This is a genomic window from Edaphobacter sp. HDX4, from assembly GCF_036877565.1.
Taxonomy (GTDB): Bacteria; Acidobacteriota; Terriglobia; order Terriglobales; family Acidobacteriaceae; genus Edaphobacter.
Genome location: NZ_JAEDXW010000020.1, coordinates 1 through 23,134, shown reverse-complemented (window position 1 = coordinate 23,134; position 23,134 = coordinate 1). Strand labels below are relative to the sequence as shown.

General features: G+C 60.6%; 22 protein-coding genes. 2 read left to right on the top strand and 20 right to left on the bottom strand.

Annotation, left to right across the window (positions count from 1 at the left end; translation table 11 throughout):
* Nucleotides 1-13: 13 nt before the first annotated feature.
* The 19 genes from JAO29_RS17560 to JAO29_RS17470 all read right to left on the bottom strand — a co-directional run bounded on the left by JAO29_RS17560 (nt 14) and on the right by JAO29_RS17470 (nt 19,889).
* The gene (locus tag JAO29_RS17560) at nt 14-652 is read right to left on the bottom strand and encodes a PEP-CTERM sorting domain-containing protein (protein ID WP_334269558.1); all 639 of its coding nucleotides are present in this window, start codon (nt 650-652) and stop codon (nt 14-16) included.
* 267 nt (nt 653-919) lie between these two features.
* Nucleotides 920-1,690 carry an endonuclease III domain-containing protein gene (locus JAO29_RS17555; RefSeq protein WP_334269557.1) on the bottom strand — a complete coding sequence of 257 codons (771 nt, stop codon included), beginning with the start codon at nt 1,688-1,690 and terminating at the stop codon, nt 920-922.
* A gap of 98 nt (nt 1,691-1,788) precedes the next feature.
* Complete coding sequence (locus tag JAO29_RS17550; protein ID WP_334269556.1) at nt 1,789-2,046, bottom strand: hypothetical protein; 258 nt, start codon at nt 2,044-2,046, stop codon at nt 1,789-1,791.
* 27 nt (nt 2,047-2,073) lie between these two features.
* Nucleotides 2,074-2,292, bottom strand: coding sequence for a hypothetical protein (locus tag JAO29_RS17545; protein WP_334269555.1), 219 nt, complete (start codon nt 2,290-2,292; stop codon nt 2,074-2,076).
* A gap of 21 nt (nt 2,293-2,313) precedes the next feature.
* Complete coding sequence (locus tag JAO29_RS17540; protein ID WP_334269554.1) at nt 2,314-4,650, bottom strand: hypothetical protein; 2,337 nt, start codon at nt 4,648-4,650, stop codon at nt 2,314-2,316.
* Entirely contained in the window at nt 4,647-5,888 is a 1,242-nt protein-coding gene (locus tag JAO29_RS17535; RefSeq protein WP_334269553.1) for a phage portal protein, read from the bottom strand. The genes JAO29_RS17540 and JAO29_RS17535 overlap by 4 nt, the downstream gene beginning before the upstream one ends.
* Before the next feature lie 107 nt (nt 5,889-5,995).
* Nucleotides 5,996-6,856, bottom strand: coding sequence for a DUF3037 domain-containing protein (locus JAO29_RS17530; protein WP_334269552.1), 861 nt, complete (start codon nt 6,854-6,856; stop codon nt 5,996-5,998).
* A 30-nt stretch (nt 6,857-6,886) separates the two neighbouring features.
* Nucleotides 6,887-7,753, bottom strand: a complete 867-nt coding sequence (locus JAO29_RS17525; RefSeq protein ID WP_334269551.1) for a HipA family kinase — start codon at nt 7,751-7,753, stop codon at nt 6,887-6,889.
* A 78-nt stretch (nt 7,754-7,831) separates the two neighbouring features.
* Nucleotides 7,832-9,229 (bottom strand): terminase, encoded by a 1,398-nt coding sequence (locus JAO29_RS17520; protein ID WP_334269550.1) that lies wholly within the window; start codon nt 9,227-9,229, stop codon nt 7,832-7,834.
* Nucleotides 9,230-9,385: 156 nt separating this feature from the next.
* On the bottom strand, nt 9,386-13,978 hold the full coding sequence (locus JAO29_RS17515; protein WP_334269549.1) for an SGNH/GDSL hydrolase family protein: 4,593 nt from the start codon (nt 13,976-13,978) through the stop codon (nt 9,386-9,388).
* 61 nt (nt 13,979-14,039) lie between these two features.
* Nucleotides 14,040-15,002: a hypothetical protein gene (locus JAO29_RS17510; protein WP_334269548.1), complete on the bottom strand. Its 963-nt coding sequence runs from the start codon at nt 15,000-15,002 to the stop codon at nt 14,040-14,042.
* Nucleotides 14,999-15,496, bottom strand: a complete 498-nt coding sequence (locus JAO29_RS17505) for a hypothetical protein (RefSeq protein ID WP_334269547.1) — start codon at nt 15,494-15,496, stop codon at nt 14,999-15,001. Before JAO29_RS17505 ends, JAO29_RS17510 begins: the two co-directional genes overlap by 4 nt.
* A 44-nt stretch (nt 15,497-15,540) precedes the next feature.
* Complete coding sequence (locus tag JAO29_RS17500; RefSeq protein WP_334269546.1) at nt 15,541-15,963, bottom strand: hypothetical protein; 423 nt, start codon at nt 15,961-15,963, stop codon at nt 15,541-15,543.
* A 4-nt stretch (nt 15,964-15,967) separates the two neighbouring features.
* Complete coding sequence (locus JAO29_RS17495) at nt 15,968-16,597, bottom strand: hypothetical protein (RefSeq protein ID WP_334269545.1); 630 nt, start codon at nt 16,595-16,597, stop codon at nt 15,968-15,970.
* Nucleotides 16,598-16,697: 100 nt separating this feature from the next.
* Nucleotides 16,698-17,672 carry a hypothetical protein gene (locus tag JAO29_RS17490; RefSeq protein WP_334269544.1) on the bottom strand — a complete coding sequence of 325 codons (975 nt, stop codon included), beginning with the start codon at nt 17,670-17,672 and terminating at the stop codon, nt 16,698-16,700.
* Between the two features lie 79 nt (nt 17,673-17,751).
* Nucleotides 17,752-18,162 (bottom strand): hypothetical protein, encoded by a 411-nt coding sequence (locus tag JAO29_RS17485; RefSeq protein WP_334269543.1) that lies wholly within the window; start codon nt 18,160-18,162, stop codon nt 17,752-17,754.
* A 33-nt stretch (nt 18,163-18,195) separates the two neighbouring features.
* Entirely contained in the window at nt 18,196-18,576 is a 381-nt protein-coding gene (locus JAO29_RS17480; protein ID WP_334269542.1) for a hypothetical protein, read from the bottom strand.
* 40 nt (nt 18,577-18,616) lie between these two features.
* Nucleotides 18,617-19,219, bottom strand: coding sequence for a hypothetical protein (locus JAO29_RS17475; RefSeq protein ID WP_334269541.1), 603 nt, complete (start codon nt 19,217-19,219; stop codon nt 18,617-18,619).
* A 169-nt stretch (nt 19,220-19,388) separates the two neighbouring features.
* Nucleotides 19,389-19,889 carry a hypothetical protein gene (locus JAO29_RS17470; protein WP_334269540.1) on the bottom strand — a complete coding sequence of 167 codons (501 nt, stop codon included), beginning with the start codon at nt 19,887-19,889 and terminating at the stop codon, nt 19,389-19,391.
* 659 nt (nt 19,890-20,548) lie between these two features.
* On the opposite strand from JAO29_RS17470, the gene JAO29_RS17465 reads away from it, so the two are divergent.
* Nucleotides 20,549-21,268, top strand: coding sequence for a helix-turn-helix domain-containing protein (locus JAO29_RS17465; protein ID WP_334269539.1), 720 nt, complete (start codon nt 20,549-20,551; stop codon nt 21,266-21,268).
* A gap of 36 nt (nt 21,269-21,304) precedes the next feature.
* Nucleotides 21,305-22,534: an alpha/beta hydrolase family protein gene (locus tag JAO29_RS17460; RefSeq protein WP_334269538.1), complete on the top strand. Its 1,230-nt coding sequence runs from the start codon at nt 21,305-21,307 to the stop codon at nt 22,532-22,534.
* An 8-nt stretch (nt 22,535-22,542) separates the two neighbouring features.
* Here the strand turns inward: JAO29_RS17460 and JAO29_RS17455 are convergent.
* Nucleotides 22,543-23,134, bottom strand: a 592-nt coding sequence (locus JAO29_RS17455) for a Maf family protein (RefSeq protein WP_334269537.1), incomplete at its 5' end; no start/stop codon positions are given.

Genomic DNA, 23,134 nt, shown 5'->3' with positions numbered 1-23,134 from the left:
TCTAATGCTCTGTCTAAGCAACGAACTTGCGGCGAAGAGCTCCGGCAAGTCCGATCGCACCGGTCCCCAGCAGCATCAGCGACGACGGCTCTGGAACAGGGCTGGTACCTTTGGACAAAGTGATGTCCTCCGACGTGATGCCGTTCTGCCTGCCTTGGGACGTTACATACAGCGCCTTTACGGATGCGTCATCTATTCCGGTGAACAAGGCTCCCGGTGATGTCAGCGTGAGCTGCCATTCAAAGGTGTAGACGTCAGCCGGATCACCCACCGCGAGGCCAAGACCGCTGCTCTCGGAGCAGAAGAAGCCGCCGCCGCCGCCGGCGCAACCATTGGCGTTGAGACCGGTGGATACAGTTGTGCTGAATCCCGCCGGGATGGGCGAAACGAGCGATACCGAAGCGATGTTTGAAGACTGAGATGTCAGCTTCAACGCGACAGAATTCAGCCGGTCTGTAGAAGCGTTTGTAAAGCCGCTCGTGTCGATAGTCAGGTAGACGTCAAACACGTTCGGATTCGCAGTGGTGTTGTAGCTCAATGTGTAGGTGGACCCCAGGCAGGAGCCGCACGATGGTCCGATGGTGTCGGCCTTTGCGGCGGAGACGATCGTAAGCAAACAGACGGGAAGTGCAAGCAATAGTTTCTTGATCATTTTCGGTCCTATGAGATAGATCCCCGCAGGACATCGTGCTACTCCTCTCCTCTGCAAAAGGAAAAGCACGATAACCCGCAGATACTAACCTCATTAGCACTCGAAGGGCCGAATGCTGAGGACCAAAGTTCGATGAGTATCGGCAATTATTTCAGTAGTTTACGTCGACAGTGGAGGAAGTTCAGAAGGAGATTCCGTCAAAAGAGAAAAAAATTCGCCACGCAAGGCAACCCTTTGCTCATTTTCGGCAACAACTTTGCGCTGCTGCTAAAAGTTTGTCTGCCTGATCTGCTGTCGTGCGGACGCTGAGCGATCGAGCGACGCTTCTTGCTCCTCAACGGAGACTGTCTTCTGCCCATAGGGACACAGCTTCAACAGCGGACATTCCGCGCACTTCGGGTCCGAGAACGTGCAGATCTTCTGGCCCAGCTGCTTGATCAGCTGGTGGTGCTCGTCCAGCATCTCCGCCGTCCAGGTCTCAGGAACCATCCGCATCAGACGTTCTTCCGTCGTCGCCGCGTCGGCTCGCGGAGTCAGGCCCAGCCGCTGCGTCACGCGCAGGTGATGCGAATCAACACACAGCGCCCTCCGCCGCAGCGTGGAAAAGTTCACCACGGCGGCGCTGGTCTTGGGCCCTACCCCTGGGAACTGTTCCAGCCATGCCCGGATCTTGTCCGTGCGATAGCGGGCCAGAAAGTCCAGCGTAAGGCTGCCATACCGCAACGTAATTCCTTCGAGCGAGGCCTTCAGCTGCACGGCCTTCTGTTCCGGGAACGAGACGTCACGAATAGCCTCCTCTATCTCCGCCAGCGGCGCGTCACGCAGATTCTCCCACGTCCCAAACCTTGCCCGCAGCTGCCGGACTACCTCGTAGGTCGTCTCCGTCCTGGTGCGCGAAGACAGCAGCGAGTAGATGAACTGCGAGAGCGGGTCCCACGGCTCACGAGGCTTCTGTTCGCCAAAGTATCCCAGCAGCAGACGGTGAATGTGTGCGAGCCGGTCATCCGGCTCAGCGTTTTGTTTGAAGAGTAAATCCATGATGAAGCAGGTCTGTCTTAAGCTTACGCGCCTCCGCCGAACCGGCAAAACCGCTCGATGGTAAAGGCCGCCGGGTGGCAGAGACGCGTAAGCTCTCTTCAGCCCTTCGCCCACACGCTGGCATTCAGGCACTCGACGACGCCGTCGACGATGGCGCTCAGGCCCGCGGTAAAGCGGTCCGCATCTACGATCTGTTTCGACGTGACCGCGTCGGTGATGTTGATGGCTGCCCCGACAATCTCAAGCGCAGCCTTCTTCTTGTGCTCGCCTCCGCCCTGTCCAAGCATGGCCTCTGTGCCGTGCAGCGCGGCTGGCAGAAACGCCAGGGCACGCAGGAATATCTTCAGAAAATCCATCGTCTGTTCTCCTTTAGTCTGGTTGTGCTATCGCCGGAAGTAGTCGATCGCCAGGTGGGTCAGTGTCACAAGTGCGCCGATAGCCGTCGTGAAGCCCTTCACGCGTTGCACGCTGCGTTCATGCCGCTCCACGCGCTCTTCCAGTTGGGTCAGCCTTCCCGGCTGGCCGATCCCCATCAGCTGGTCCATCTGGCTCTTCAAGACACGCAGGTCCCCCAGAACCTGTCCTTCAAATTCAGTCATCATGTCGCTCCCCACCCAGGCCGTCTAGGACACGGGTAAATCGGTAAACACCGCACTCGAAAATCGCGAATACACTGGCGGATTCGATCCGTCGTACATGCGCACGTAGTAGCGCTCGACCTGTGCCTCCCGCGGAATCGAAAAGCTGCGCACCGGACTTCGCAGGACCAGATCCTGATCCACGTAAGGACCGAAGTCCCAGTCGCGCCGGCGCACCTCAAAGCCGCCGCCCGCGGGAGGATTCATTCCCGCATCGATCTGCAGCTGCGTCCCGGTCGCGCTGACCAGCTGCAGATTCTGCAGGTTCGGCAGCACGGATCCCGGCGCGCTCGCCGCCGTCTCCGGCAATAGCGCATCCACCGCGACCGACTCCGACAGCTTTAGCCCCAGCCCCTCCGCCCAGTCGTTCGCGAAGGCGATTCGGTACTCCATCACCTCGGGAACGGCATGGGCATCGTCGATGGTGATGCTGCGTACGATCACCTTCAACGAGTCATCCGCAGACCTTATATCCAGCACGTCTCCGGGCCAGATGTCGTCGGGCGGATTCACCATGGTGTAGTTTCCCGCTACCGCAGCGGAGCGGCTGGAGGCAAAACGCAACACCGCCTCCGCCGCCGTCTCGCAGTCCTGCGAGCTGCGCGCCGGCGGATGCATCACCTTACCCATCCACTGGGCCGCTCCGGGGATTCCGCCCTGCTGCTCGGCGGCGATGCTGGCGGCATCGCTCAGCCGCGCCACGGAACGTCTGCGGCCGCGATACCAGACTGTGATCCGCTCGCCCACAACAGGAATCCTTCCGGAGAAGAACGTAATTCTGCCCGCTGGCGAGACCATGCAGTCCACACCTTCGCCCGCGGCGCCCGTCATCCTCGTCTGCTGCGAACCATCCGCAAAGGTGCTCACCATCCAGATGGAGCCTGCCTGCGTGACCCGGCAGTATCCCAGCGAGCCGACGAGTTCCACACTATCCACCGCGGCGAAGCTGCATCGCGAAGGCGACGTCGAGACCTGCCCTGAATAGAGCACCGTCGCGGGTGTGCTCGACGATACGCCCTGGTCCACCAGCTCGAACAGCAGCGACATGGGCGCTTCGACCGAGCCGCCGCCGAAAGACTCCATCACACCATCGACCATCGTGTACCACGTCTGCAGCACACGCTCCGTCTCCGGGCAGTGCAGCCGGATGCGCAGCGTGTACCTATGCCCGTTGAGCATCGTGAACGGCGTGCCCACCTCGGCGCCGTTCACGAACGGCACCAGCATTGTCGTGCCCGCGCTCTGTCGCACGTTGTAACCGGCAAAGCAGTTGGCGCTGAGCACCGGCCCGTTGTACAGGCCGCATACGATTCCCGTGCTTGGACTGCTCAGCACGACGCTGCCTGCCTCGACAATCAGCGTTCCTCCCATCTCAATCAGGTCGAGCGCCGTCAGCGTGGTCTGCCCATCGAGCCCGTTGCCTCCCGTCACCGACAGCCCCGACGAGGTAATCGAAAGAAACGATCCCGGATCATTCCTCTGCCAGATTCGCGGATTGATCTCCCCCTGGTTGAAGCTGTCGAGAAAGATCTGCGAGGCCGTCATGCTGGCAGCCGACGGCGTAATGCGCCCGGGACGATACGGCGCCTGGGCAAGATCGAAGACGCTCGTCGTGCTGTCCCCCTGGAAGGTCTCCAAGATATACGCCGCCGGCTCCATATCGCCGCTCAGCGTCACATCGTCGGCAAGCTCGCGTATCGACGCTGTCCTCAGTGCCGCAACGTTCAGCGTGCCGTCGCCATCGTTCAGCACGTGCGTGGTTGCACCCGCCGTCCGCAGCGTCACGGCACCATCCAGCACGCGGTAGGATGCGTAGGCCGCGTTTGCGATATCACCGGCATTGCCGGACCATGTGGAGCTCTGCGAAGGCGCGAAGACCCCGACGATACTGCCGTCCTGAACGGTATCAGTGACGAAGAGCCCGGAATCGACGCGGCTGGTCAGGGTCCGCAGCAGCTCGCCGCTGGGTTGCGCCAGTCCCGTGCTCCCTGCGGCGATGGTCTGCTTGTCGAGCAACCACTCGTCGCTGACGGCGCTGAACGAGAGCCGGTGCACCGCGCCCGTCGTCGCCACACCTGCGTAGACGCTCGCGGGTTCCGTCGCGAGGTAGCCGGTAAACAACACCGTCCCCTCGTCGGAGGTCACCACAACGCGCCCGCGCCGGGTAGGAGCAGGCAAGGTCGTCGCACTTACATCCAGCACCCCCGTGCAGCGTGAAGGCGCATTCAGCGTGCGCTCGATCTTCAGCGGTCCATCTGCTGCGACTGCTGCGCTGTAATCCCGCGCTCCTGCACCATCGAGATTGTCGATCGTAATCCTCACTGCTGCACCCCCGTGGCTGCGAGCGGTGGCAGGCCGCGCATCGAACGAACCTCATCGACCGTCAGGACACCGGCTTCAATCAGCGTCTTCTGGATGGCAGCCTCGCTGGCCTCGTCGCGACCCTCCAGCTCGTTGAAGCAGAATTCGAACTCCCGCCAGCCAAGCTTCTTGGCGAAGAGGTCGCGGGTGATGTGCTCCGCAATCAGCTTGGCCACAGGAACGATCGCGCCCTGGAAGGCCTCGTCCGCCAGCTCCGCTGCGGTCGAGCGATTGACGTCGCTGGCAACGCCCAGCAGCATCGGCGGAAGCTCGAACGCGTTGGCGATCATGCGGATCAGCATCTCCTGCCACTGCAGCCGCAGGTCGGCATCCGTACCGCCGGCGAAGCGTAGCACCTCGGGCTTCTTCTCGCTGCTCAGCACCGGAACGCGTCCCGTGCCTTCAATCTCATCCTGCCACCAGCGAATCAGGCGGTCGTGCTGCTCGGGCGTAGCCTCGTTGAGCCAAAGTGCATACTGCACGACGGAGTTCGAAGCCAGACGGCCCGCATATCGGTGCGCGCTGAGAAACTGGTTCACGGTCTCGAACGCGACCTCCAGCCTGCCCAGGCCGAACGGTGTATGCGTCCGCGGATTCAGCCGGATGTACATCAGCTCGTCATCGCGCAGAGCAATCTGAGAGTCGGCCCCGATCCCGCCCGTGGCCTGTGCGTATCGCGGCTTCGACAGATCTCCCTGCCAGCGGCTGTCTACCTGGATGGTGGCCCCATCGACTGCCCACAGGTGAAATGGCTGGGCCGGATCCCCCGTCGCCTCCATCTCCACCGCGCCGAAGCCGCCGACCAGCAGGTCTTCGATCACCTGCTCCCACAGCACGCGAAAGCTGTCGGCTCCGTTAGGCTCCTCAAGGCAGCGACGCAGGATAGCGAGCCTCTCCTGAGCGTTCTCCACCTCGGCAGTGCTGTATCCTCGCCGCACACGAACCTGCCAGTCCATGCTGGCGACCTTGTCCTTCACCACGTTGATGGCGCGCCGCACCACAGGTGTCTCGGCGAACCGGCGCAGATTGACCGGCGTCGGCTTGGGCAGATCGTCCTGACCGGAACGCCCTGCACGATAGGGCGTCAGGACGGCAGGCAGCATCCTCGTCTTCCTGTCTCCCGCGCCTGTTGCCGCGGCTGCCGCATCGACACCCGCCACCCTCTGCCAGACATCCATGACTGCCTCACGAACTCCCATTCGCTCACCTCATCCTTCGCTGTGATCTGCCTTAAAAACCGAAAGGGCACAGCCTGTTGGCCATGCCCTGCATCTCTCTTCCGCTGCCGTTTTCTATGCGGGTCCCGCTACACTCTCAACTCCAGCCGCGCCGTCTCGGCCACTCGCGCCAGATCACTCAGCGTGACCACGCGAATCGCCTCGCGCTCCATCGCCTCCACGCCGAAGCGATACCGCTCCAGCGCTTCGTCTTCTTCGCTGTTCCCTCTCTTCACCGGCTCGACCACCGCCGTCAGCTCCAGCCTCGCGCTCTCAAGCCGTTCTACGCCTTCGCGCAACTGTGGCGCAGAGTACGCGAACCCCTTGGCCGCTTCGACGTCTCCTTCCAGCGAAACCGCCTGGAACATCCGGACCACGCTGCCTGCGCTGGTGGCCGTCGCATCGGTCCGGTAACCGCAGTCAATCTTCATCGGATCGCCCGGCCGCGTGTAGAGCGAGGCAGCGATGCGCTTCCGCATCAGCCCCCACACCCCCGCGCGTTCGAACTCGTTCCGCATCGCTCCCGCAATTGCGGCCCTGCCGGTGGTCCTGCGCTCGCGCTTCACCTTCAGCGGCTCGACATACATCCGCATCAGCTGCTCAAGCTCCGCCGTCATGTTCTCCGCAAGCGATGCCCGTGCCTCGGTCATCTGCACCGAGTTCGAGAGCGTGTCTTCGAGCAGCGTCAGGACCGGCTTCGTATCCGCGGCCCCCAGCCGCAGCCGCTCGGCGATCTCACCCTCGAGCGCCTCCAGCAGTGCGAGGTCGGCGTCCGCGTCCATGCAGCGCACACGGCTCCAGTCGCGCGTAAATCGGACCACGGCGTTCGCTTTGCCACCCTGATCCTCTGCAGCCTCGCGCAACACCACGCCGATGTTCGTGAACTCGCCCTTCACGACATCCGGAACATACCGGATGAGGAAGAACTCGCATGGGACCCGATCCGCCAATCAACCTCCATCGTGCATCACTCAACTTCTCTACATTACAAATCTTCCCGCACCGCCCGCCTCAGCGAACTGTCGGGGCACCACAACCTTCGTCACCTTGTTCCACATCGGGAACGGCTCCCGGTTCGAGTCGCGGAACGACGCAATCAGCTCGCGAACCCGCTCCCGCCGGCCAAGCATCTGCTCCATCAGCCTTTCAAGCACCGTCATATCGCCGCCATACCACTCCGGCGGAACCTGCTCGGCGATCCTCCAGAGCGTATCGGCCTCCATCGCCTCAACCTTGCTCAGCCAGGGCTCGAAGCTCTCCCACCCGGTCACCGATGCATAAACACGGTTGCGCTGGTAGACACCCCGCAGCGGCGAATCAGGAAAGGTCCACTCACCGGCGTTGAAGCAGAAGCCCTGGTCGATAAAGGTCGCGCGATACTTACGCTCCCGCGGCCTCCGCTCGAAGACCGCCTGCCGCCCGTTGCAGTTACCGGCCCACTTGTCGATCACCAGCATCCCCGCAAACTCCCGCAGGTTGCGCACCTCGTCCAGATGCGCATCGGGCAGATAGTCCACCACCTGGCCGGGCATCAGGCCGCCGACAAACTGCGACCCGAACTGCAGCCCCGGACTATAGCGCTCGCGTTGCCCGCGTGGAAGCTCCACCACCAGGTCGAGAGTGTTCTTCACCAGCCAGTCGGTCACCTCCACGACATCACATACCGGCACCGTAAGCCCGGCGGCCTCGGCCAGCCGCGTCGCAATGAACTCGTTGGCCAGCACGCGGCGATGCTGCGGATTATTCTGGAACTTCACGACCCACAGCTTGCCGTCTGCGCCCAGCATCAGCTGGCTCTGCGCTCCGCCCCGCATTCTTCGAATCGCCTGTACGGCCAGAACTGCCAAAGCTTCTCTTCCTCTCGCAACAGCAGAATACAGGGTGCGGGCGACCGAGCCCACTCGTCCCGATCGCCCGCACTCCCGTCATAAGCGCGTCAACAGCTCCGTGCGCACCGACTGCGCAATAGCCATCGCCATCAGGCAGTCGTCATGTGACCCCGGCGCAGCCCCCGTACGCCCGTTGGGCCAATTGATAAACGTTCTGCACTCCTCCAGCAGACGAGCGCTGGCGAAGATCTCCGGAGACTGCACCAGCAGCGCCCCCAGGTGGCCGATCATGCGTGGCTTGTTTCCTGCCGTCGTAAGCCAGCCCGCAAGACCGTCCATCGCGTAGACGTTGGCGTAGCGATGCACGCTGTCGAGATAGGCCAGCACACCGGAGCCATGATTGTTGCGCTCCACCGCGATCACCGCACCTCCATACTCGTGTGCCAGTTGCACAGCAGCCGCCGCCAGCTCCAAAGGATTCAGGCGCTGACGCAGCTCCGCACACTGCAGTCCGGTTCTGATCTCGATCACCTGAACGGCGGCGAAGTCTCCGGCCGATCCGCCACCGGCTGTATCGACAGAAACCAGGTAACGGTTTTCAGACAACGGGGGCAGCCACAGCTGCAGATTTCCCCCTCGCCGCGTCTCCAGCGGCTCAGGCAACTGCGCAAGCCGGCCTTCGATCGCGTCCACGTCGAAGCAGCAGTCGCCCGTCGCACGAAAGCAGCTGACCGCATCCTCGGCAAACTCCTGACATCGCAAACCCTGGTAGCTGGCCTCGAGCGTTCGCCGGTAGCCGATCTGCTTCGCCGTCAAACCATGCGCCAGGACCAGCGTCTTTTCCTCCGCCGTCAGGTCTGTAACTGCATCGGATACATATGCGGGTTCCATCCACCAGGGGAAAAAGTGCTGCACCGTGCCGTTCTCCCTCGCCTGGTTCCACTCGCTGTAGAAGCAGCCATAAGCACCGTTCGGAGTCGACTCGATCACCAGTTCTCCCGACGGCGAGAGCGCGGCACGCAGGCCAGCCAGCGTCTCCTGCGCATCTCCCGGCCACCGGCTGACCTCGCTCAGGTGCAGGTTCTGGATCGACAGGCCCCTCCCCGCTCCGGAGTCACCTGCGCTGAGAATCCGAAATTCGCTGTCGAGCTCCGGGAAGCACATCTGCCCCGAGTTCGCCCGGCTGCGCCGCAGCGGACCCTCTTGCGCCTCCTTCGGCAGCTGCTCCCAGAAGCGCTGCACCATGCGGAAGATCCCCTCCGCTGCCTCGCGAGTCTGCGCTACCTGAACCGTCAACACCCCCTTTGCCGTGATCGTCTTGATGAACATGCGTGCTGCAACCCAGGTCGTCACCCCCATCTGCCTGGCCTTCAGCACGATGTTTGATTGTCCTCGCCGTTGTTCGAAGGACAGCTGCAAAGGGTTTGCAATCAGAGGCCCCACGCTGCCATTGCGATCGCGCACCTTAAGCAGCTCTTTCGCGGCCGAGATCATTCTTCCTGGTTTACGGTCAATCTCTTGTCCTAACTGCGTTAGCCCTTCTACATCCCATATCATCGCCACCCACCATTTCTCGTGTCTCTACTTCACAGAAGAAAGGGCGGACAGAATCCGCATTCCGTCCGTCCCGCCCCCGCCTCTTCGCTGCCGTTACATCTCCCAGTGACAACCGCTCACGGTCTTCGGATTAGGAACATCCCGCAGCGTCAGCGATCCGTTGGCAGGCACCGTCACCGGGCTGCCGATCGCCAGACCGTTGATCAACTGGCTGGAGTTCAAAGGAGAGACCGTGATCGCATACGCCGACTGCGGATTGTTGATGCGATACACCGCTCCGCTCTGCCCCGTGCAGTCCGGCAACGTAAGCTTGCCAGCGCCTGTCACGCCGGACAGCGAGATGACACCATCACCGGCAGTCATGCTGTAAGGCAGTGACGTCACCGTATGCGGATTCACCTCGTTGTAGCCGAAGTAGTAGTTCAGTGCGTTGCTGGCTGCCGCCGCCATCAACTGTTGTCCTGCCGCGCTGGGGTGCGTATGGTCGGCAAGGAAGTTCGAGCTGGTGTTGGCACCGTCGGCTCCCAGCAGCGGATTCGCTGCGAAGTCGAGGATGCCGTCTGCTCCCACGCCCTTTGCCTGCTGCAGGATCAGGGCATCGTACGCGTTCTTCTGCGCATCCATCGTCGGAGATCCAGCCGTCGAGCTATTGCCACCGTCGGAGAGCATGGTCCCGACGAATACCTTGCATCCCGCCCTCTTGAGCGTCTGAACTTCACTGGTCAGATACTGGAAGGTCTGTGAAGGGGAAGCATTCACCAGGTCATTGATTCCTGCATCGACCAGTGCGATCGCCTGCCCCGCACTGCTGTTGCAGCGTCTTGCGACGCGGTTCGCTTCGGAGCCGGAGATCCCCTGGATCGTCGCTCCATAGATGCCCCAGTTGCTTCTCGTATAGCTCGGCTGGTTCGTCAGCGCAAGCTGCGAAGACCAGGAGTAAGCATCGCTGCACAGCGACCCGTTCCACGCGCAGGCGATGGAATCGCCGATGATGTGCAGCAGCGGTGTGCTGCTGAGCATCTGCTGAGGAACCACCGCGACACCGCGATTCGCTGCCTCGTTCGCCAGCACCAGCGAATCCGACAGTACCTGTGCGGGCGTCAGTTGTGTTGAGAAGAAGCGGGCACGGTACATCGTTCCCAGCAGACCGCTCCCCGTGTAGGGTGAGACACCTCCACTGCTGAGGAAGTAGTTCCCGCCGGACTGCAGACCGAACGAAGAGGACTGCGCTGTGTAGGGATACTCCACCCCGTCGATGTAGACATGATCAAGATTTCCGCTGCCCGTTCCCATGACATAGGTCAGGACATGGAATCCGCTGAACATCTGAGTCGTACTCACCTTCGAGGCATTCCCCGCAAAGATTCCTGCCGCGTAGGCTCCTGGAACTCCCCCGGCGTATAGGAGGTTGATGCCGCTGGTTCCCAGGCTGCTCGTCAGCAATGCGGGATACTGATTGGCCTGTGCCAGTCCGCCGTTTGCAGGAAAGGGATTGAAGTAGACCGCGAACTCAACCGTCTTTGCATCGTTGAGCGTCGCAGGGAGAGCAACTCCCTGGTAGGGACTCGCGGAGGTAAAGCTCAGACCGTTCTGCACCCATACCGGCGCATGCGAGCCCGACAGAAGCGTTCCGGCGTTGCCGTTGCCGGTTGCATCCGCGATCGTGGCTCCCGTGCCCTCCATGAAGTTGTAGTCCGCCATTGCAGCCGCTGTGAGGTTTGAGCCAACTCCACCCGAGCCTGAGACGCTGCCCGCGGGAACCGACCATGTTCCGTCTTCCCGCAGATATCGCGTGGTTCCGGCGGTTGCGCCAGGATCCGGAACTGTGCCCGGGGCATGAGAAGCTCCCGAGGCCTTGAAGACCGGAACCTGCGAAGCAGCGACCGCTCCCTTCAGGGTCGTCGCGTTTACTGTTGTCGCGTTGATCACACCTGCTGTGAAGCCCTGGGGCGCGAAGGTATACGACTGGCCGCGCAGGGTCATGTTGAGGGCACTTGTGGTGGGCGTGAAACTCACAGTGTCGATACCGACCGAGGAGTCCAGCTCAAAGAGGTTGTAGATGGAATTCCACCTGCCGCATCCGTGAAGATTGCAATGGATCGTAAAGACGCTCTGTTCTCCGGCGTCTGCGACCATCGTGCGCTTCCATGCGCCCTGGGTCAGCAGCGCAGCATCCGGCACAAGATGGGTTCCGCCATTCCCGTAGTAGTTCGAAAGCGGCGAAGCATTTTTGATCATCCAGCCTCGCAGACCCGCACTGTTATTCCCTTCGTACTGAATCCCGGGGTTCTGATAGAGGCCCGGACGGGGAACCGTCTGGGAGACATACTCCAGATCCGCGCCCACCTTCGCCTGGTAGTAATGCGGCTGTTCCACGCGATCGTTCGTCTCCCATGAGACCGTATTGGCCGCGAGTGACATCTGGCCGTCGACCAGCCTGGTTGAAGGATTCATAACACTGAGCACTTCCGCCATCGGATAGAGGACGAAGCCACCGGTCAGCAGAGACAAGGTCCCCCCGCTGCTGCTGCTGTCGCTACCACTCTGTGTATAGGTCAACTGGTTCGGAGCCGTCGCCGTCACCACGAAGCTCCCGTTGTAACTGCTGTCCGTCACCCCGGTGACATCCATGGTCAGCCCGCTGAGATCGCCGGGAAAATTCCCCGACGTGGTCAGTGTGACTGTATTCCCACTGCGCACCACGGAGGTGATCGGCCGCGAGACGTTTAGATATGCAGACGTCTGCCCGGATACCCCCACGAAGGCTGAAGCACCACCTGCATAGTAGAGGCCGGTCGGCGAGTAAGACCCGATTACAGGAAACACCTGCCGGATTCCACCGGAGGTATCGACTGTCTGCTCCAGGCCGTACCCGCACAGACCCCCAATGGCAACGGTAGCGCCTGATATGTGGGCTCGCTTGAGTGTCAACTGAATGTGCGTTCCATCTAGGATGGTGTAGTTCGCGGTTTCGAAGTCCTCGATTCCATTGACCTGAAGCGTAGGATCGGCCACGCAGGCCACTCCGCTGGAAGCAGAGGCCGCAGCAGTATTTGCCGAAAAGCCGCTTGGCAATCCGGTGGTCACAATCGCGACAGCGACGGTTCCAGGAGCGACATCGTCTGCCTGGCTCGGCATCGCCGCCGCGGTCTGAAAGAAGGTGCTTACCGGGAAGTTGGTGCCGCTGAAGGCCGCCGATGCATTTGGCCCCGTCACTCCGGTTCCGATGATGGATCCCGTCGACAGATCCTTCGCGGGATTCGTGTTGATGAGATAACGCCCATCACCCTGCGTTCCTCCGTTCGCGACCGGCGTAATCTGCAGCGAGGTTGAGCCCGCAGCGCAGCCACTCGCGCAGACGCCGGTAAACACCCGTGAATCTTCCCGAATCTGCAGGTCGTAGGGGTGCGCTCCCTCATCCGCGTTGTCGCGAAAACCCCCGAAGGCATGGATAAACTGAGAGCCGATCAGGCAGTCGCCCACGCCATAGCAGCTGGTGTCCTGCGGGACCAGAACGTGTTGCCCCTGCGTGTTGTACACACCCTTTACAACGAGGGCGCTGTAGTCGGTCTTGAAGTAAGGAACAAGACCGGTGACATTCTGCGGAAAGTGGTTCGATCCTCCCGCCAGCGCCTGGTGATCGATCTCGAGTCCGGTCGACTTTGGAGTCTGCGTGCGAGTGGTCTGGTGAAGCTCTGCCGTGTCACGCGTCGAGGTGACGTCGATCACCTGTCCTGCCTCCGAGCCGGGCAAGATGGAGTTATCTGGATTGATATAGGTGTCGCGGCGTTCCCCTCCCCGCAGATCCTCCACATGCGTTCCGTTGCTCCACTGCGACGGAGTGTACTTTTCAGTCGAGGTATAGTTCTGCTCAGCTTTTATCTCGCAGCCCAGGATGCAGTCCGCATTGGTCAGCGCATTGGTGATGCCGTTCCCGCCCCGGCTGTCCTGATACTGGCTGGCATACATCGTACCGTTCATGTGGTTGACAGAGACCTGCGTACCGGCAGGTTGCGCTATCGTCTGGGTACCCGCCGGAAAGGTCGACACCTTTTGAGAAAGACCGCTGGTGACTGCGGCGACGTTGGTATCGACGTAGCTCTTGGTGGCAGCCTGCGAAGGCGTCACTGGATCGCCGGCAAGCGTTAGCGGTCCGCTCATGACATCGCCGCTCTTGAGCAGATACGGATTCGATGAGTCGAGAGGAGCCCCGGCGACGGCAGCTGCTATTGCGGTGTCGACGTAGCTTTTGCTGACCGTCTGCATCGCCACGGAAGTCGGCAACACCGTGCTGCGGATCGCGCTGATGTGCACCGGCGATTGGCTTCCCGGTACCACCCAGTACTCCCGGCTGACGCTGCCGTCATCGAGGTGATACACCGCCGTGTAGTAGGTCCCCATCGGAGTTGCGCCTGCGTTGGGTGTCAGCCGCACATCGAGAAGGCCTCCTGTGGCAAGCTTCGCGGACGTGCTTCCACTCGCGACAGCCTGGCCGCTCGCGGTGGTAAATGCCTGCCAGTTCACCAGCACGGTTCCACCGGCAGGCTTTCCGTCGGCGCGGTAGATCGTATCTGTAACTTCTGTGGTTACAACCTGGGCCAAAGCGGCCGTGGAAAGCAAAACCAGCATCGCTGGAATTGCCAGCAGGACCGCTGTCAGGGTCCATCCTCCCTGCCTTAAACTCATCGCTCGCTCTCTTTCTTATGTTCCACGGTTGTGGATCTATGACACGTCTATGCGTGCTCTCTCAAGCCGGCAGATAACTACGGAAACACAGCACTCTTTCGCCGTCGTTCGCATCCGGGATCGGTAGGGCGCGGAAACCGGCCGCCAGGTGGATACGTTCCAGCGGGGCCGTCAAAACCTCTTTGCTTTCCGCAGCGCCTTTCATGGTCTGCAGCCTCGGATAGTGGTAGATTACCCGGTCCCCCTGTTCGCCCGGAAACACAAACAATCCGGACCACTCCTGGAAGAAGGACCCGCCCTCCCGATCGACAAAGCCCAGCAGACGGCAGATCCTCATGCCATCCTGCGGAGCACCGGCCAGCAGGGGTGAGCTCAATCGAAGAGCGCCATCCTGAACCTGTTCGACCCGGGCAACGTTCAGGGAGACGCGACGGATGTAGTTGACATCCCCATGCACGTCGGCTGAGGAGCGAACATAGGCTCCGCTCACCCCCGTGCCGACAAATCCGGTCTGGCCGGTGTAGTCCACATCGACTACGATCAGGTCGCCTGACGAAAACTCCGAAGCTGCTGTCCCGACCTGCAGTACTGTCGCCGTCGATCCCGCCAGCAGCGGGCTTGCACCAATTGCTGCGCCTCCGCTTCCGTTCGCCGTGGCATCGGCGGCAGTCTGCAGCAGATTCATCTGTTGCGATCCGCTCGCAAGTGCCATCTGCAACTTCCCCCAGCATGCGAACTCCAACTCGACCATGGCCTCGATCTCGGTGCGAACCTGCGCCGTAGCCAGCGCCGGAGTGCCGGTTAACAGCGCACTAATTCCGGTGGCTCCACCGGTTGTATTGCTTCGGCGAAAGTTCGCACACCACCCCAGATCGATCCACGGAGCTTGAGGTGTATCAAGCGGAAACCCACCGTTCTGTGCCGGATCGAAGATTGTCGGCGTGCCAGTCGCTCGCTCCACCGGTGCGAAATACGCCCGCACGCGCCGTGCGACAGGCGCGACACCGTTTCCAGATAGACTCACAGTTCACCTGCTTCCTGGTAGCTGTAGACGTTGACCCCTGCCAACCGTTCCAGTTGCTCTCCCTCTGTTACAAGAGGACCAAACTCTACGTCGGTCCAGAAGACTTTGGAGCCTGCGACCTGTGGCCCGGCTGGAGCTGCGTAGTCGGTTTTGACGATAGACTGCGGCACACTGTTGAGCGCCGCTGCCAGCTCTGCATCCATTGCCGCCAGCATCCGCCCCCGGTCCATGCCTCCGTTGCCAGCATTGCCCGATGTCGCGTAACGGATCTCGCACCGCATCCTGACCAGGGGCATCGCTCCCTCAGCGCTCACCGACAGCTCAGTCCATCTCAGGCGGAAGGCGTTAGCGGGCGGATATGAGACAGCAAGCTCGTTTTCCTCTGCAAGGACCCCGGGTCGAACGACTCCACGGACCAGCACCGTACGCGCCGGATTGACCGCAGCAATACGATCCCGGAGCGCAATATAGAAGGAATCCTTTGCACCCTGCATATTAGTAACCCTTTCTGTAACAAATTGCGTCCCTGTTATCGCTGCTACGGCGCATTCGCGATCGGCTGCCGCAACGCCAGACGGTAGGCGTAGACCGTACCTGCTGCCTCGAGCTCCGTCGCAGACACGATCGTCAGCAGAACGTCATCGACCAGCACGCCGAAGGACGACGCGAAGAGAGCGTCTGCCGAGCCGAATGTGTTCGAACTGGTAAGAGCCTCGATGGCACTTGCAGCGACGATCAGGTCGCGCGTGGCCGCCTGGTTTGAATTCGACTTGGCCGCAGCATTACGGAACGCCGCAGGTGACAGTTCAAGGTCCTGAAACAGAGGTGCCGCGAGGCCAAGCTGTTCCGCAGGATCGTCCCCAACGGCCGATGCAGGGATCCGCAGCTTCACCGATCGCCCGCCGGAGCTGTAGAGAAGAGCGTCGGCCAGGCGGCGAACTGAAATTGTAGTCTGCGCCATGGGGTCAACCCAGCCTCTCTGCCACATAGGGCCGCAATAGCAGTTGCACCTGCCCGTCGATCAACGAGCTGCTGAAGTACTCCAGCTGCATCGTGTCGATGCGACTGCTCTTCACGTTGACCGCTGGCATGGCCTGCACATTCTTGACCAGCTGTGCACAAGCCACCTTCAGTGCATCCGGAACTACGGCGACGCCTGAGGTGTAGGTCACTTCAGCTTCGTTGTAGCTCAATCCCAGAAGGTTCGCCGGGAAGTTCAGCTCTGCTGAAGCAAGATCGATATCGACGCTGGCCGGATCAAGTTCACTCCAGCTTCCCGGCATCGCAAAGGCGTATGCGACCTGCTCCCGGAACATGTCGATCATCTCGCCGCGGCGTGGCCTTCCGTATCGCACACGTACCTGCGAAAGCGGTGAAGTCGCCCCCTCGGCGTTCGCCAGAGGGCGATAGCTCAACCGAACAGTCGCCGCGCCGGCAGTCAGACGCAATCGCTCGACATACTGCGTTACCAGCAAGCTCGGACGCCTGCAGTAGGCATCCATCAGCGCAGAGGCCGTCGTAATCAGATTGTCGGCGGTCTCCGCGCCAAGCCCATACTCCACGTATTCGACAGGTGACAGATACCCCACAGCCATAACCTCCTAAAAGAACAGGAACCGGCGCAGAAGCACCGGTCCCTGATAGTTTTCCGTCCTTCCGGTGCGATCAGCAGCAGAAGCGGCCGCTCCTCGCTGTTTAGCGATCAACGAGTACCTGGCAGTGTGCGTAGCCAGCGCCCTTCACAACCAGACCGCCAAACTTCACGACAACGTACTGCGATGCCAGCGAGCCGGGTACGCCGAGCTGGAAGACTCGCGGATTGGAATCGCCCAGCCAGTGATACTCGATCAGATCTTCCGTCACGATGTAGGCGGGCAGCACAGCCGTTCCATTTCCGGGAGTTCCCGTATAGCCGAGGGTCCACTCGGGAATGAGCGGGAGCTCACCGGCCTGCGTGGACAACGTCTTGACGCTGACGCCCGCTGCAATCTCCTTGGTGCTTAATACGATGTTGAACTCCTGCTTCATCTCGCGGTCGATGAGGTCCAGAAGCACGGGATTGGCATAGATCGCCGTCGGACGGACACCATAAGAGGTGTTCGCCAGCATCTTGGCGATTGCAGATTTGAAGCTGTCGACGATGCTCTCCGACGAGGACACCGTTACGCTGTTGCCGCCTGCCGCGATCTGACTGGCAGCGCCAAAGTATTGCGCCGTAGTGGGAACATTGAGGCTGGTGTCGTTGCCGTTCCAAAGAGCGATGTCGTGGGTGCGCAGAACGCCGTCCACCGTGTCGGCAAGATCCTTCGCCTGCAGATAAGCAAACTGGCTCTGCTGCTGACCCAGTTCAAGATCGAAGAGGTTGTAATTGATCTGGGCCACTAGCGCCTTCAGCGGAACGCTCCGCTCCACGCGGGTCGGGGTGACCAGCGGGGCCACGATATTGCGTGGATCCACAAAGCCGGAGTTTGCATCAGGGGCAGGAATCGCAGTCTCCTCGAAGAAGCGCGAGGGGTGACCCGTCGCTGGAACCTGCTTGATGCGTCTGCCGAAGACACCACGGCGCTGCACCAGGTCTGTGATCTCGGACTGGTAAGCAGGGACTTCCACGGCGCCCGGTCCCATAAAGTCGGCTGCTGCGTAGATCTCGGTAAACTTCGCGTTCATCATTCTCCCTTTCGAAAAAGAGAGGAGCAGCTTCAAGGCTGCTCCTCTGGGTTCTTGCTGCAAACTGAAAACGTGTGATCGGTTAGGCCAGCATCCCTGCCCGCAGCAGCTGCGACTTCACCGCGATGCGCTGCTCAAGGCTCAAGCCGGTAAGCGCAGCATCCAGCGCGCCCGCTTCGAGAGACTCGACCGTAACCCCCTGCTTCGCCAGCATGCTCACCATTCCCGCAGGCAGCGTCTTGCGACGACTCTGGCCGTCAATCGGGATCGTCTCCGCGATGCCGGCCTCAAGCTGCGCAATCTTTGCCTCTGCCGCCTGCAGGCGCTCTTCCATCGCGGCCTCCACCGTAGCCGAGATGCGGCCGATGGTCAGTTCGGATTCCTGCTGACGTTCCGACAGCCGTTGCATGGCCTGCTCCAGCAGACTGGCTGCAGCTGCAATCCTTTCAACCGTTGTCTCCAGGCTGGAGTTTGTCTCCATCGTTATCTCCATTTGCTCTCCTCGCTTTCCTCTCCATCCACCCACTTAATTCGCGGCAGCTTGCGCCTGCTGCACATTGAGAATGGCCACCACCGCCGAGATGATGCTGGTGATATACCCGGTATCCGACGCCACTCCCGCCTTGGATAACAGGCCGGTCACCGCCTGCTCGGTCAGCAGCATGACCTCGGCCAGCTTGTCTGCTCCCGTGCCGCTCTGGGCGCCGCTGGCCGCATACTTCTGCTCGACCAGAAGCACTGCCTTCTGAATCAGCATCGTCGCATCCACGACCTCTGCCGCGACAGGCGCTGCTGAAGGAAACAGCAGGACCACCAGCTTCTCGACCGGGATGGCAAATGCCAGCGCCCACTTCAGTCCCTTCTCAAAGCCCTTGCCGACTGCTTCGAGTACACCGATAAAACTCATTGTGTCTTCTCCTTTACCAAGCCCACATCTCTCGGCTGTACTAAACCGCCACGGAGGCGTGTCGTGCACGACTGACAGAGCGCTTTAGCCGGAAGCTCGTGCTGCGATAGGCTGCCTTGTCCTTCAGCAGAATCGCTGCACCGGTGAACGTCGCACGCGTCAACGTCCAGACTGAAGCACGCATATCGGCGACATGGGCATCGGCGAGCTCGTAACTCATGCCCATCGGTCCCGCCGTGTGGATCTTGTCCTCCATCTCAGGAAAATCCCTTGCAAACAGATAGCCCGCAACCCGCAGCCGATTGCCATCCACCTCCGCGGCCGTGATGATGCCGCATTTCTGCCGAGCATCATGCCCGTCCCATCCCGCCTTGTAATCCACTGCCATACCCAGCAGGCTGGGCAGTGCAGCCTCTGCAGCGGCGCGCGTAAGCACGACCCTGTGGCCGCGCGCGCCGTTCGGAGCCTTGTCGCTGGCAACATCGACTAGCGTCAGAACTCCCTCGAAGGGCAGCCGGTTTGGATGTCCATGGACAACGGGAAATTCGACTGCCATCGCCCTCAGCTCCATCGGTGCTGCGTTGCGCGTCGCGCTGGTTGATCGCCGGTGCTCCCTGACCGCCCTTGTCGTGCGCTCTGCCATTCCATCTCCTCTCGGCCCTTTTGAATGTCACCAAACACAAACGGGAGAGCACCCATCAGGGGCTCTCCCGTCTCTTGTCTTGATTACCTTTCCAGAATAGCAAGTTGCTCGGAACTCATCGGCAACTTTCAAGGCAGTGATAACAGCAAGTGCCACAAGGGCTTAGCAGCTACGGTTGAATTTTCACCTCTTGACAGGCCACGAGAGGCTCCAGAAGCTTGCGCTCCAGAAACAAGCGGGTCAAGCGATCGAGGGCAGATTCATACCGTCGCATCAGCGTCCGAACGGGCATTCTAAGCATCGTCGCGGTCTCGTTCTGCGTGTACTCCTGCAACGCGATGCGCGTGATGAGCAGATGATGATTCTTGTCCAGCTGCTCCAGACAGCGCTCGACATCGTGCACGAAGATGACTACGTCATCGAAACTTCGCACGCGGTACTGGGTCACCTTTCCGCGAAACATCTCGCGACCGAGCAGCGAGGGAGCACGGCCAGCCTCCATCGACAGCTTGATGTACCTCCGCAACAATCCTTCGGTGTACTTCCGGTAGAAGGCCACTTCGGGAACAACTTCAGGAGCAGGCTTCCGGTGCGGCTCTGGGGAGATAGATTCCGGCCGGGCGGTCGCCCACACCACCGGCAAAATAACGACTGCTGCTACTGCACTCATCGAACACCTCCAGTTGTTTCCACTGAACCATTGCAACGCGAAGAACGACTTTTGCGGCCGCCAGGACGCTTTCCCCGTGGAGCTGGAAAATCGGCGAGGCGGGTCGCACACGTCCGGCAGTAGATGCCGTTCGCATTCGTTCCGCGAAGCCACAGGGCTCCGCACCCTTCACATACCTTCAGGTCCAATCGCAAGTACTTCATTTAGTCCCTTTCAAAGCGCAGGTCTCCCCTGGCGGGCCGTGGTGGTCTTCAGCGGTCGAATTGGCCCGGACAGGATGCTATGGAGTGCCAACGTCATTGCGGGAACCTCCGGGGCTCCAACGCGTCGTTCACTCATTTGTGTCGGTTGTCTTTTTCTGCAGCAACGACCTTAGGGATAAATTCAACGCCATTGACTCTCGCTGCATCGGAGAAGAAGACTGCGTCCGCCGAAGGGAGATTCGGGGTCCGTAATCGGCTCTAATCCATCGAGAGAAAGTCTCAAGGTTATAGCTTTCGACAAAGTTCATGTCAACCACAAACTTTTCCAGAGTGCCGAGGGAACAAAAGTGCGTTCCCCACAGTGGTTTAGCGCATAAAGTCGTTGCACAAAGTTAATGTTTCGCCTAATCTTCGTCTTGCGGAATGATATTTGTCGCTAAAGAAAGTACGAACCACATGAATTTTCAGGATCTTCACGAGCTTGTCCGCCTTGAACTTGTTCGCCGTATCGAGCGCGGCGCTTTAACTGGTACCCGGCTCGCCCAGCAGGCAGGATTTCAGCAGGCTCACATCTCAAATTTTCTTAATCGCAAGCGAGCTCTGTCGCTCGAAGGTCTGGATCGCGTCCTTTCCGCACAGGATCTGCGCGTCGAAGAGATTCTTCCGCTGGAGATCACGGCAGGAGCTAGTAAAGCTGCCTGCGAGCAGGAGACGGATCCCGTCGAGATGATTCCGATTGTTTCGCCTTCGTCGGCTATGGAGGACGTTTCGATCACACCGTCGGCGATCATCGATTCCATTCCAATCGCCTCTTCAAGGCTGTCCGAAAACCGTGCCCGTCCGGCCGCTCGACGGACGCACTGGCAACGTTTTCTGGCGCTGCGCACGGACGCGCAGCAGGCGACGGCGATGGCCCCGCTGCTTCCTGCCGGCTCCATTACTGTGATCGATCGACACTACAACTCGCTGGTTCCTTATCGGGCCAATCATGCCAGCATCTTTGCGGTGCGTTCCGGTCCCATGCTCTTGTTGCGACATGTGGATTTCGACGAACGGCACCTCATCCTGAAACCTTATGTTCGAGAGTTTCCGGTGCAGTTGCTTCCGCTTCTCCCGGATGAGTCGCCCGGAGACTATATCGTCGGCAGGGTGTGCCTGGTGCTTGCAGAGCTTTGAATGCCTTCCTTCGCCGGGAGTTGGTAAACTAGATGGATGCTCGGAAAGCTTTATGCGAAGTGGATGTACGCCTGGGAGACGGCTTTAACCACGCGAGACACCAATCGCATCGTGCGGCCGCTGGAGTGGGGCGAAGACTGGCTGAGCGATTTCATTCCGCCCGGATCTCTCCCTGAAGCCTCAGCGCTGGACCGTATGGTTCGCCTGAACCAGAACCTTGCGGAACAGGCTCATAGCTTTTTCGGATACGAGACGCCATCGGACTTCCGCCTGGAGCACCGCCACCCGCAACTCTTTCCGACCAATGTGCGGCCTGAGACTCTCGAGCAGGACGCGGAGTGGAAACGTCAGGCGGAGTCAGGCGAGCTCTCGGCTGTGGAGTTCCTGCGCTTCACCTCGCCGGTCCGGACCCGCTATCCCGAGAACGATATCGTCAATGCTCGGTGGTATCCTGCGCCGGAGCCCTCAGTACACAAGAAAGCCAGGCAGGGCGGCAGGCCGAAGCAGGCCATGATCGTCATGCCGCAGTGGAACGCGGATGCGTTCAGCCACAACGCTCTGTGTACCCTCTTCAATCGCTTTGGAATCTCCGCGCTTCGTCTCTCGAAGCCTTACCACGATGTTCGCCGTCCCGCGGAGCTGGAACGCTCTGACTACGCGGTGAGCTCAAACATCGGTCGCACCATTGCTGCGTGTCGACAGGCGGTAGTCGATATCCGCAGCTGCATCGACTGGCTGGAGCAGCAAGGCTATGAGCAGTTCGGTGTACTGGGAACAAGCTTGGGCAGCTGCTACGCCTTTATCGCAGCCGCACACGATCCGCGTCTGCGGGTCTGCGCCTTCAATCATGCCTCCACCTGGTTTGGCGATGTGGTCTGGACGGGGCAGAGCACGCGTCACATCCGTGCTTCGTTCGAGCAGGAGGGTGTGACGCAGGATGATGTGCGTCGAATCTTCACATCCGTCAGCCCCATGTCGTACATGGATCTCTTCGCAGCGCAGCGCAGGCAGGTGCTGGTCGTGCACGCCACCTATGACCTCACCTTTCTTCAGGAGTTCTCGCTTGATGTGCTCAAGAACTTCGATCGGCTGGGAATCGACTACGTCTCCAAGGTGCTGCCGTGTGGTCATTACACGACGGGAGAGACGCCCTATAAGTACATGGATGGCTGGTACCTGGGATCGTTCGTGTATAACGCCTTCAAGAAGCTCGCCCATAACCCGGCTCTGGCGAGCAGTTCGCTCCAGAGTCAAGCTTCCCGCTGAGACCGAGGTTAAAGAGCAGCCAGTCTGGACACCGGCTGCGTCTCACTCTCGCCCTCTTGTGCCTTTGCCAGCAGGGCTATGCTGCGTGATAGAGGAAGCCCCATCACATTGAAGAAGCAGCCCTCGATGCGGGGAATCCAGCGGGCGGCGTAGCCCTGGATTCCATAAGCTCCTGCCTTGTCCATCGGTTCACCGCTCGCGAGATACCGGACCATCTCCTGCTCGCTGATCAGATCGAAGAAGACCTGGGTAATCTCGACGTCGCTGAACATGCCCCGCGATGATACAGTCGCAATTCCGGTCAGAACCTGATGGGTGCGTCCGGCCAGCATCTCAAGCATGCGTCGGGCATCCGACTGATTGATCGGCTTCCCAAGAAGCTCACCCTCGCAGACCACCGTCGTATCGGCTCCCAGCACGACCAACTCGTCGCGGTCCTCGGCTTTGTGACGATCCCATATCGCCTGTGCCTTCTCCATCGCGAGCCGCTGGACGTAAGTAGCAGCAACCTCGCCTTCCTGGATCCGCTCGTCGATGTCGGCGGCCTCCACGTTGAAGTCGAGGCCTGCCACTCTCAGCAGTTCGCTGCGGCGAGGCGAT

Bases quoted from the DNA above. Each gene is read 5' to 3' on its own strand.
- JAO29_RS17560 (WP_334269558.1), bottom strand. From the start codon at position 652: ATGATCAAGAAACTATTGCTTGCACTTCCCGTCTGTTTGCTTACGATC.
- JAO29_RS17555 (WP_334269557.1), bottom strand. From the start codon at position 1,690: ATGGATTTACTCTTCAAACAAAACGCTGAGCCGGATGACCGGCTCGCA.
- JAO29_RS17550 (WP_334269556.1), bottom strand. From the start codon at position 2,046: ATGGATTTTCTGAAGATATTCCTGCGTGCCCTGGCGTTTCTGCCAGCC.
- JAO29_RS17545 (WP_334269555.1), bottom strand. From the start codon at position 2,292: ATGATGACTGAATTTGAAGGACAGGTTCTGGGGGACCTGCGTGTCTTG.
- JAO29_RS17535 (WP_334269553.1), bottom strand. From the start codon at position 5,888: ATGGGAGTTCGTGAGGCAGTCATGGATGTCTGGCAGAGGGTGGCGGGT.
- JAO29_RS17520 (WP_334269550.1), bottom strand. From the start codon at position 9,229: ATGATCTCGGCCGCGAAAGAGCTGCTTAAGGTGCGCGATCGCAATGGC.
- JAO29_RS17515 (WP_334269549.1), bottom strand. From the start codon at position 13,978: ATGAGTTTAAGGCAGGGAGGATGGACCCTGACAGCGGTCCTGCTGGCA.
- JAO29_RS17505 (WP_334269547.1), bottom strand. From the start codon at position 15,496: ATGCAGGGTGCAAAGGATTCCTTCTATATTGCGCTCCGGGATCGTATT.
- JAO29_RS17500 (WP_334269546.1), bottom strand. From the start codon at position 15,963: ATGGCGCAGACTACAATTTCAGTTCGCCGCCTGGCCGACGCTCTTCTC.
- JAO29_RS17495 (WP_334269545.1), bottom strand. From the start codon at position 16,597: ATGGCTGTGGGGTATCTGTCACCTGTCGAATACGTGGAGTATGGGCTT.
- JAO29_RS17490 (WP_334269544.1), bottom strand. From the start codon at position 17,672: ATGATGAACGCGAAGTTTACCGAGATCTACGCAGCAGCCGACTTTATG.
- JAO29_RS17485 (WP_334269543.1), bottom strand. From the start codon at position 18,162: ATGGAGATAACGATGGAGACAAACTCCAGCCTGGAGACAACGGTTGAA.
- JAO29_RS17480 (WP_334269542.1), bottom strand. From the start codon at position 18,576: ATGAGTTTTATCGGTGTACTCGAAGCAGTCGGCAAGGGCTTTGAGAAG.
- JAO29_RS17475 (WP_334269541.1), bottom strand. From the start codon at position 19,219: ATGGCAGAGCGCACGACAAGGGCGGTCAGGGAGCACCGGCGATCAACC.
- JAO29_RS17470 (WP_334269540.1), bottom strand. From the start codon at position 19,889: ATGAGTGCAGTAGCAGCAGTCGTTATTTTGCCGGTGGTGTGGGCGACC.
- JAO29_RS17465 (WP_334269539.1), top strand. From the start codon at position 20,549: ATGAATTTTCAGGATCTTCACGAGCTTGTCCGCCTTGAACTTGTTCGC.
- JAO29_RS17460 (WP_334269538.1), top strand. From the start codon at position 21,305: ATGCTCGGAAAGCTTTATGCGAAGTGGATGTACGCCTGGGAGACGGCT.